General features: G+C 71.3%; 10 protein-coding genes. 6 read left to right on the forward strand and 4 right to left on the reverse strand.

Annotated elements, in window-relative coordinates; all coding sequences use genetic code 11:
* Positions 1 to 216 precede the first annotated feature (216 nt).
* Positions 217 to 1,137, reverse strand: a complete 921-nt coding sequence (locus tag B9G49_RS14810; protein WP_049930924.1) for a DMT family transporter — start codon at positions 1,135 to 1,137, stop codon at positions 217 to 219.
* A gap of 79 nt (positions 1,138 to 1,216) precedes the next feature.
* A complete protein-coding gene (locus tag B9G49_RS14815) occupies positions 1,217 to 1,876 on the reverse strand; it encodes an ArsR family transcriptional regulator (RefSeq protein ID WP_049930922.1) in 660 nt (219 codons plus the stop codon).
* Between the two features lie 223 nt (positions 1,877 to 2,099).
* Between B9G49_RS14815 and cofH the strand changes: the two genes are divergently transcribed.
* Positions 2,100 to 3,557 (forward strand): 7,8-didemethyl-8-hydroxy-5-deazariboflavin synthase subunit CofH, encoded by a 1,458-nt coding sequence (gene cofH / locus B9G49_RS14820; RefSeq protein WP_086216883.1) that lies wholly within the window; start codon positions 2,100 to 2,102, stop codon positions 3,555 to 3,557.
* 116 nt (positions 3,558 to 3,673) lie between these two features.
* Complete coding sequence (locus tag B9G49_RS14825; protein ID WP_086216884.1) at positions 3,674 to 3,985, forward strand: DUF2250 domain-containing protein; 312 nt, start codon at positions 3,674 to 3,676, stop codon at positions 3,983 to 3,985.
* Positions 3,986 to 4,018: 33 nt separating this feature from the next.
* Here the strand turns inward: B9G49_RS14825 and hmgA are convergent, their stop codons facing one another.
* Together hmgA and B9G49_RS14835 are read right to left on the reverse strand one after the other, a co-directional pair.
* On the reverse strand, positions 4,019 to 5,242 hold the full coding sequence (gene hmgA / locus B9G49_RS14830) for a hydroxymethylglutaryl-CoA reductase (NADPH) (RefSeq protein ID WP_049930916.1): 1,224 nt from the start codon (positions 5,240 to 5,242) through the stop codon (positions 4,019 to 4,021).
* A gap of 83 nt (positions 5,243 to 5,325) precedes the next feature.
* Entirely contained in the window at positions 5,326 to 5,799 is a 474-nt protein-coding gene (locus B9G49_RS14835) for a GNAT family N-acetyltransferase (RefSeq protein ID WP_086216885.1), read from the reverse strand.
* A gap of 200 nt (positions 5,800 to 5,999) precedes the next feature.
* Between B9G49_RS14835 and B9G49_RS14840 the strand changes: the two genes are divergently transcribed.
* The 4 genes from B9G49_RS14840 to B9G49_RS14855 form a co-directional block, all read left to right on the forward strand.
* Positions 6,000 to 6,875 carry a DUF502 domain-containing protein gene (locus B9G49_RS14840; protein ID WP_086216886.1) on the forward strand — a complete coding sequence of 292 codons (876 nt, stop codon included), beginning with the start codon at positions 6,000 to 6,002 and terminating at the stop codon, positions 6,873 to 6,875.
* Positions 6,872 to 7,318, forward strand: a complete 447-nt coding sequence (locus tag B9G49_RS14845) for an archease (protein WP_049930913.1) — start codon at positions 6,872 to 6,874, stop codon at positions 7,316 to 7,318. The genes B9G49_RS14840 and B9G49_RS14845 overlap by 4 nt, the downstream gene beginning before the upstream one ends.
* A 67-nt stretch (positions 7,319 to 7,385) precedes the next feature.
* Positions 7,386 to 7,928, forward strand: coding sequence for a hypothetical protein (locus tag B9G49_RS14850; RefSeq protein WP_086216887.1), 543 nt, complete (start codon positions 7,386 to 7,388; stop codon positions 7,926 to 7,928).
* 98 nt (positions 7,929 to 8,026) lie between these two features.
* Positions 8,027 to 9,127 (forward strand): RtcB family protein (locus B9G49_RS14855; protein WP_086216888.1); only part of this gene is annotated, 1,101 nt, incomplete at its 3' end.

A 9,127-nucleotide genomic window follows, 5' to 3' on the forward strand; every position in this document is an offset into this window, starting at 1 on the left:
GTTCCGCATCGGCATCAGCGGGTCGGTCAGGCGGCGGAGGGGCTTCAGCCGGTAGCGACCGGGCGGGGGCGGGACCCGCGACTGTCGGGTGGGGACGCGCTCCGCCTGGGGGTCGATCTGTTCGGCGCTCACGGTCCGGAAGTCGTCGCCCCGCCGACAAGACGGTTGCGGCGGGGTCGGCTGTCGGGCGGTCGGTGGGGCCGTCGGGGTCCCGACTCAGCCCGCGACGCCGACCGCCCGCAGCTCCTCGCGGATCGCGTCGCGTTTCACCAGCGCGAAGCCGACACAGATGGTGAGGAAGCCCGCGACCGTCGTCGGGGTGATCCCCTCGTCGAGGACGAGCCAGCCGACGGCGGCCGCGAACACCGGCGCGACGTAGGAGACGAGGTTGATCTCGATCGGGCCGAGCCGGTCGAGCAGGTCGAAGTAGATGAGGAAGCCGATCCCGCTGGCGACGACCGAGAGGTAGCCCAAGGCGAGCAGCGACTCCGTCGTCCAGGTCGCGTCGGCGACCGACTCGCCGAGCGCGAGCGCGAGCAGGTGGGTGAGCCCCGCGCCGAGGAGCATCGACCACGCCTCCATCGTCTCGATGGCGATGTCGGCCTCCGAGGCCCGCGAGAGGACGGAGCCGAGCGCGAACGAGGTCGCCGCGAGCAGCACGAGCAGCTTCGCGACGGTGCCGCCGCCGGTCAGATTGGCGGGGTCGGGGTTCGCGAGGACGACCGCCCCGGCGAGGCCGATCCCGAGGCCGAGCGCGCCGACCGCGGTCAGCCGCTCCGCCGGCAGGAGGGCGCGGGCGAACACCGTGGTCAACACCGGCGAGAGGCTGACGATGACGGCCGCGACGGCGCTCGTCACCGCCGGGTCACTCTCCCCGACGAACAGGAAGGCGTGGTAGGCGGCGATGATGAACACGGCGCCGGAGACGACCTCGAGCCACTGGTCCCGGCCGCGCGGGACCGGGTCGTCGACCGCGTACGCCGCGTACGCGAGCATGACGACGCCGGCGACGTCGAACCGGAACGCCGCGAACAGCACGGGCGGGAAGTACGCCAATCCCGCGTTGATCGCGACGAACGCGGAGCCCCACGCGGCGGCGAGGACGAGGAACAGCGAGAGGTTTCTGAGACGGCTCACGGTCGTCGTCTCCGGCCGGCGAGCCAAAAGGTTCCGGAAACGGTCGCGGTCGCCGGATCCGGTCGACGGGAGGGGGCCGTCAGCGGACCCGGTACCCGTCTGCGTCGCGGGCGACCACGCCCACGTCGGAGAGCCGCCGCAGGGCGTCCGCGACCGTCGACTCGCGCGCGCCGACCTCGTCGGCGACCGCCGCGGGCGTGCCGTCGGTCTCGACCACCGCGGCGATGACGGTCGCGAAGAAGCGGCTGTCGGCCTGCCCGCCGAGCCGCTCGTCGATCTCGGCGAGCGTGTCCTCGACGCGGCCCTGGACCCACCGCTGGGCGAGCGAGAGCTCCCGGTCGAGGTCTTGGAGGCGGGTGAACTCCTCCGCGAGCTCCGCGAGGTCGCCGGTCGTGCCCGACCCGTCGGGGCCCTCGATCGAGAGGTGCGGACAGCGACCGGACATGTCGAGGCTGTTCTTCGCCGGGTACGCGCTCTTCGCGCCGAAGCCGTACGGCGAGACGCTCACCTCCAGCCGGAGGCTGCGCGCGATCCGGAAGTACTTCCGCCGCTGGTCGTCCGTCGTCGACTCGACGAGCCCGGCCTCCTCCAGCTTCCGCAGGTGGTCGATCACCGCCTTCGGGCTCACGTCCAGGTACTCCGAGATCTCCGTGACGTAACACGGCTTGGTGGCGAGAAGCCGGAGGATGCGCCGCCGGTTCTCGTTGCCGAGGAGATCGAGCAGTACCGCGGAGTCCATTAACGTGTGGTTAGCGTCCAGCGGATAAAAGGTTGGCTTCTGTGACCGGTCGCGTTCCGCTCGGAGCGTCAGGGTACGGCGATTCGGTGCGAACGCGGACAGTCTGTGCCGCTCGTGTCCCCCCTTCGCTCGGCGGTAGCCGACGCGTCCGAACGACCCGCCGGGGACGCATCGGCTGTCGCGACCCTCCCGTTTATCACGGTGGAACCGGGAACGTTAGGGGATGAGTTCGGGGGGCAGTTCCGGCGCGAGCGGATCGAGCGGAGGCGGAGAGGGCGGGACCGTGAGCGGCGCGGAGGAGTTCGACTTCGCCGCGCCCGCGACCGACCAGTCGTTCGAGAACGCGCTCGCGAAGGCCCGCGACGGCGCTCGGCTGACGGTCGACGACGCCACCGAACTGCTCGCCACTGGCACGGGGGCGGCCGGGATCGACCCCGTCCGCAAGGAGGTGGTGTTAGAGGCCGCCGACCGGCGCCGGCGCGAGGAGGTGGGCGACGAGGTCACCTTCGTCGCCAACCTGAACAACAACGTCACCACCGCGTGTAACACCGGCTGCCTGTTCTGTAACTTCAAGGACTCCGCGCACGCGTTCGAGGCAGACAGCGACGTCGAGCACGCGGGGTTCACCAAGCCGCCCGCCGAGTCGCGCGCGGTCGTCGAAGACGCCCTCGACATGGGGATCTACGAGGTATGCTCCGTCTCGGGGCTCCACCCCGCGTTCGCGCTGAACGAGGAACATCACGAGATCCTCGCCGCGCACGACGACCCCGCGAGCGAGGTGAACTACAAGCCGCCCGAGCGGTACGCGACCGACCCGGGCACCTACGTCGAGCAGTTGGACGCGATGTCGGTCGGCGGCGTCCACCTCCACTCGATGACCCCAGAGGAAGCGTATCACGCCTCTCGGGGCACCGATTGGGAGTACGAGTCTGTGTACCGCGAGCTGGCGGCCGCCGGGCTCGACTCCGCACCGGGCACCGCCGCCGAGATCCTCGTCGACGAGGTCCGCGACGTGATCTGTCCGGGGAAGATCCGCACCGACGACTGGGTGGCGGCGATGGAGGGCGCGGCCGCCGCCGGCCTCGACGTCACCTCGACGATGATGTACGGCCACGTCGAGACGGTCGCGCACCGCGCGCAACACCTGAAGGTGATCCGGGACCTCCAAGACCGCACGGGCGCGATCACGGAGTTCGTTCCGCTCTCCTTCATCCACCAGAACACCCCGCTCTACCGGCGCGGCGTCGTCGACTCCGGCCCCTCGCACGCCGAGGACGAGCTCGTGGTCGCGGTCGCGCGGCTCTTCTTAGACAACGTCGATCACGTCCAGGCGTCGTGGGTGAAGTCGGGCGACGCCCACGGGCTCAAACTCCTCAACTGCGGCGCGGACGACTTCATGGGCACCATCCTCTCGGAGGAGATCACCAGCCGCGCGGGCGGCGAGTACGGCGAGTACCGCTCGTTCGACGACTACGTCGAGATGATCACGGCGATCGGCCGGACCCCGGTCGAGCGCTCGACCGACTACCGGACCCGGCGCCGGATCGACCCCGACGACGGGCCGCACGGCCCGCGTCTCGGCCCCCGCGCCGACGGGACTCCACTGCTCGCGAACCGCTCGTCCGACGGCGGACGCGGCGGCGGCGCGGTCGGAACGCCGCCGGCCGACGCCGACGACTGAACCGGCTCCGACGGATCGGTTAGCGGCCGAACACGTTCCGCCGGACCCCTGACGACTCTCATCGAGTGGGAACCCCCGGTACGCCCTTTGTTATGTCACACGTCACCACGTGTGAGATGACCGCACCCGACGCACAGCCGGTCGGCCGCTCGGGAGAGAGCAACGGCGACGGCCGCGGAGAGAGCCTCGACGCGCCCTCGCTGACGCGCTCCGACGAGCGGCTGTTGGCGTACCTCGACGACGTGGGGACGGACTACCCGGCCTTCGTCGCGAGCAACACGGGACTGTACGCCGACCACGTCGAGTCGCGGCTGGAGGCGCTCGCGGCCGCGGGGCTCGTCGAGCGCGTGACCGGAGAGGCCGTCTACCGTCTCACCGACGCGGGGCGGGCGGCGCTCCGCGACGACTGCCCGCGCTGGTCGGACTGAGGCGGAGGGCGCTCTGCGGGCCGCGGCGCCCGACTACCGCCCGAGTTCCGCGTGCGCCGACGAGAGGTGGCGGGAGCCGAGCGCCGCGAGCAGCGACAGTTCGCCGGCGAGCGCGCAGACCGCGATCGACTCCGCGAGCGCGTCGGCGTTGCTGCCGGCGGGGTCGCCGCCGCCGGCGACGCCGAGGATCTCCAGGCTCGCCTGCTGGGTCGGGAGCTTCGTCCCGCCGCCGACCGTCCCCACTTCGAGACTTGCCAGCGAGACGGAGACGTAGAGGTCGCCGTCGGCGGTCGTCTCGGCGGTCGTGATCGCGTTCGCCCCCTCGACGACCTGCGCCTCGTCCTGCCCGGTGGCGAGGAACATCGCCGCGACCGCGTTGGCGACGTGGGCGTTGAAGCCGAGCGCGCCCGCCTTCGCGGAGCCGACGAGGTTCTTCCGGGTGTTGATCTCAGCGATCGCCTCCGGGGTCGTGTGGAGGCGCTCCTCGACGGTCTCGCGTGGGACCGTCGCGTCGGCGACGACCGAGCGCCCGCGCCCCTCGACGGCGTTGATCGCGGCCGGCTTCTTGTCCGAACAGAGGTTCCCCGACAGCGCGACAAGCGAGGCGTCCGTCTCCGCCTCGATAACGTCGCAGGCCTCTCGGGTCGCGATGGTTGCCATGTTCATCCCCATCGCGTCTTTCGTGTCGTAGCGGAACCGGCAGAACACGTTGTTGCCGACGACGTACGGCGTCACGTCGAGCAGTTCGCCGTGGCTCGTCGTCGACTCCGCGGCCTCGCGCAGCGCGGGGACGTTGTCGCGCAGCCACGCGACGAGCGCCTCGGCCTCGGCGACGCCAGCGACCTGGAAGACGGGCGCGCGCGTCATCCCGCTCTTCGTCACGCGCGCGGTCGCGCCGCCGGCGTCCTCGACGACGGAGCAGCCGCGGTTGATCGACGCGACCAGCGCGCCCTCGGTGGTCGCCAGCGGCAGGTAGCGCTCGGCCGTCCCCGCGCCGCCGTCGACGGTCACCGGACCGGCGACGCCGACGGGGACCTGGACCCCGCCGAGGGTGTTCTCGATGTTCGAGCCGTGGACCGCCGCGGCGTCGAACGCGTACTCGCCGAGCGGGTCGAGGTCGGCGTCGGTCGCCTCCGCGACGAGCAGCCGGCGCGCGGCGGCCGCGGCGTCGGCGTCGGCGTGGTCTTCCAGCTCGTGGAAGCGGAGGTCGCCGTCGCGGACCCGGGCCGCGAGGTCCGCGGGAGTCGGTTGCGACATGCCGCCCTCTCCTCGCGGCGGGCGCTAATTACTGTCGGTTCGGCGGGCCTCCCGACGCGAGCGGGGCGGACCGACGGGGCGAGCTACCGGCCGACGAACCCCGAGAGCCGCTCGCGGAGCGACTCGCCGCCGAGCTTGAGGTAGTAGGCGTCGCCCCCGTCCTCGTAGTAGTCGTCGATGCGGCGGATCACCTCGAAGCCGAGGTGCTCGTAGAAGCCGAGCGCCTGCCGGTTGGTCGTGCGGGCGTGACAGGTGACGGACCGGTGGTTCTCCGCGACGTCGGCGATCAGGCGCTCGGCGTGGCCGCGGCCGCGGTGATCGGGGTGAACGGCGAGAAAGAGGATGTAGCCGTCGCGCCGGACGGAGGCGAACGCGACGAGCCGGTCGTTCTCGACGAGGAGGTGGGCGGTCGACCGGCGGTACGCGTCGACGAAGAAGCCGCGTCGCTGTCGGAGGACGCCCTCAGCGGACCGAATCTGCTCTTTGAGCTCCCACGCGGCGGTCGCGTAGTCGGACTCGCCGGGCGGGTCGGTCCGTTTCTCGACGTTGACGCTCACTGCGATGACCTAACACGCGGGCGGAATATAACTCCACCGCCAGCGGGGACCGTTGCGGGCGGTAGCTCCGCTCTCAACGGGTCGGGACCGTATCGAAGGCCGGGTCCGAGGCGGGTCGGTACCCGGACCGCCTGCGGACGCCGGCGCGGGCCGAGCGCTCGACGGAAACGTTTTGTCGCGGTCGCGCGTGGTCGCGATCAATGACCGACGAGTCGTCGGGGGTCGAGCTGCTCCGACGGGCCTTCCTCACCGGCGTCGCCGTCATCGTCCCCGCCGTCATCACGCTGGCCGTGCTCGCGTTCGCGTTCAACGCGGTGTACGACTACCTCGACGCGTTCTCCTCGGCGGTCGTGGCCGTGACGCCGGGAGCCGGACTCCCGGTGATCGGCGCGGTCTCCCGCGAGACCGCGATCGAGGTCGCGACGCCGGTCGTGTTCGTGGCCGCGATCCTCCTCGTGGGCGCCGGCGTCGAGTCCTCGCGGTACGGCGAGCGCGCGGTCGACTACGTCGACGACGCGGTCGAGCGGGTCCCGGGCGTCGGCTCCGTCTACCAGGGGTTCCGACAGATGAGCGACGCGATGCTCGACTCGGAGGGCGGGAACTTCCGCGAGGTCGTCCTCGTCGAGTTCCCGACCGAGGAGACGTACACGCTCGCGTTCGTCACGAGCGAGACCCCCGACGTCATCGCGGACCACGCGGACGGCGAGGGCGACGGGATGCGAACGCTGTTCATGCCGATGGCCCCGAACCCGGTGATGGGCGGCCACGTCGTCTTCGTCCCCGACCGCCGGGTCGTCGACGTCGAACTGACCGTCGACGAGGGGATCCGCGCGCTGGTCACGAGCGGGGTCGCGCTGGAGGAGGTCGCGGCCGACCTCGACGACGTCGACCCGGATGACCTCCGCCCCGGCGCGCCGGAGCGGACCATCGACGCCCGGTTCCCGGCGGACGGGCGACCGGAGAACGCGGAGGAGCCCCGCGACGAGAGCGGCGGAGAGGGTCGAAAGGGTGGTGGAGAGAGCCACAAGACCGGCGGAGAGAGCCGCGAGGGCGGCCGAAGCGTGGACGAGCGATGACCTACGAGCTCCGCGACCACACCGCCGACGTCGCCGTCGAGGCGACCGCCGAGACCCCCTCGGCGCTGTTCGCCGCGGTCGCCGACGGACTTACGGCCGCGAGTGCGGAGTCCGTTCCGGCGACGGGCGGCGAGCGGTTCGAGCTAACGGTCACCGCCGAGAGCCGCGAGGCGCTGCTGTTCGACTACCTCGACCGGCTGATATACGAGCGCGACGTGCGGCTCGTGCTCCCGGCCGATCACCGCTGTACGGTCGCCGAACCGGACGACGGGAACGGCGAGGACGACCCCGCGGAGCCGGGCGAGTGGCGGCTCGCGGCCAGCGCGCGCGGCGTCCCGCTCGGCGCGGTGGCCGCCCGAGAGATCAAGGCCGTCACCTACTCCGAGATGGCTCTCGAACGCCGCGGCGACGAGTGGTACGCGTACGTCGTGTTCGACGTGTGAGGCCGTGCCCCCCGCCTCGGAGCCGGCCGTGAGGAACCATTATAGTCATCGAGAATATTGTTAACATATGTCACGCTCAGAGCGGAGCGACGGGATCGGATCGACGGTGGCGGAGCGGCGGTGGCGCGCGGGGGCGAGCGGCGGGCTCGTGGCCGGCGCCGCGATGGGCGCCGTGTTACACTTCGGTCTCGGGCTCATGCCGACGATCGGCGCGCTGGTCGGGGTAGAGACGGTCCTCGTTGGGTGGGCCGTCCACCTGTTCAACAGCGCGCTGTTCGGTGCGCTGTTCGTCGCCGTCTTCGACCGCCCCTTCTTCGCGGAGCTCCGGGGAGATGTCGGCGGGTGCCTCTCGCTCGGCGTCGTCCACTCCGCGCTGCTGGGCGTGCTCACCGGCGGCCTGCTGTTGCCGGCCGCGATCGCGATCGAGGGCGCGACCGCGCTGCCGGTGCCGACGCTCCCGGTGCCGGGACTGACGGCCAGCTTCGAGTTCGGCGCGGTCATCGCGGTCGCGCACCTGCTGTACGGGCTCGTCCTCGGCCGAGTCTTCGCCGCGTTCACGCTCGCCGAGGGCGCGATCGGCTGGCTCCCGATCGACCCGCTCGACCAGTAGGCGGTCGCGGTCGGGCGACAGGCGTCGATCTCGACGGACTCGCTCGCGTCGCCGCCCGCTGACGCAACGCCCTTGCCTCCCCGCGTCGAACGCCGGGTATGACAACGCGCGAGTTCGATGGGATCCGACTGGAGAAGGTGCGCGAGCACGTCTGGGAGATCCCCCGCGAGGGCGACATGAACGTCCCCGCCCGGGTCCTCGCCAGCGAGTCGCTGCTCGAGGAGATTGGCGACGACGACTCGCTCCAGCAGTTGAAAAACGCCACTCACCTTCCCGGCATCGTCGAGCCCGCGCTCTGTATGCCCGACGGGCACCAGGGGTACGGCTTCCCGGTCGGCGGCGTGGGCGCTATCGACGCCCGAACCGGCTGTATTTCGCCGGGAGCGGTCGGCTATGACATCAACTGCGGCGTCAGAATGGTGCGAACGAATCTCACCTACGACGACGTGCGCGGCCGGGAGGAGGAGCTGGTCGACGCGCTGTTCGAGGCCGTCCCGTCGGGACTGGGCGGCGGCGGCGTGATAGACGGCGACGCCGACGCGATCGAGGGCGCGCTCGAACGGGGCGTCGAGTGGGCGGTCGAGGAGGGGTACGGGATCGAGAGCGACCTCGCGCGCTGCGAGGACGAGGGGCGTCGCCCCGACGCCCGGCCGGAGTACGTCTCCCAGAAGGCGATGGACCGCGGCCGGAACCAGATGGGGTCGCTCGGTTCGGGCAACCACTTCCTGGAGGTCCAGCGCGTCACCGACGTGTTCCGCGGGGACGTGGCCGAGGCGTACGGCCTCGAAGCGGACGGCATCGTCGTCTTAATCCACTGCGGGAGCCGCGGGCTGGGCCACCAGACCTGTAACGACTACCTCCGGCGGATCGAGCAGGAGCACGACGACCTGCTCGCCGAGCTCCCCGACAAGGAGCTCGCGGCCGCGCCGGCCGGCTCCGACCTGGCCGACGAGTACTACGGCGCGATGGGCGCGTGCATCAACTTCGCGTGGGTGAACCGCCAGCTGATCACGCATCAGGCGCGCGAGACGTTCGGCCAGGTGTTCGACGCCGACCCGATCGAGGACCTCGGGATGGAGCTGCTGTACGACGTGGCGCACAACATCGCCAAGAAGGAGACCCACGAGGTCGGCGTCGACGCCGACCTCGTGGGTCTCCTTCTTGGCGATGTTGTGCGCCACGTCGTACAGCAGCTCCAT

This window comes from Halorubrum sp. SD683, from assembly GCF_002135045.1.
Lineage (GTDB): Archaea > Halobacteriota > Halobacteria > Halobacteriales > Haloferacaceae > Halorubrum > Halorubrum ezzemoulense.

Bases quoted from the DNA above. Each gene is read 5' to 3' on its own strand.
- B9G49_RS14815 (WP_049930922.1), bottom strand. From the start codon at position 1,876: ATGGACTCCGCGGTACTGCTCGATCTCCTCGGCAACGAGAACCGGCGG.
- cofH (WP_086216883.1), top strand. From the start codon at position 2,100: ATGAGTTCGGGGGGCAGTTCCGGCGCGAGCGGATCGAGCGGAGGCGGA.
- B9G49_RS14825 (WP_086216884.1), top strand. From the start codon at position 3,674: ATGACCGCACCCGACGCACAGCCGGTCGGCCGCTCGGGAGAGAGCAAC.
- hmgA (WP_049930916.1), bottom strand. From the start codon at position 5,242: ATGTCGCAACCGACTCCCGCGGACCTCGCGGCCCGGGTCCGCGACGGC.
- B9G49_RS14840 (WP_086216886.1), top strand. From the start codon at position 6,000: ATGACCGACGAGTCGTCGGGGGTCGAGCTGCTCCGACGGGCCTTCCTC.
- B9G49_RS14845 (WP_049930913.1), top strand. From the start codon at position 6,872: ATGACCTACGAGCTCCGCGACCACACCGCCGACGTCGCCGTCGAGGCG.
- B9G49_RS14850 (WP_086216887.1), top strand. From the start codon at position 7,386: ATGTCACGCTCAGAGCGGAGCGACGGGATCGGATCGACGGTGGCGGAG.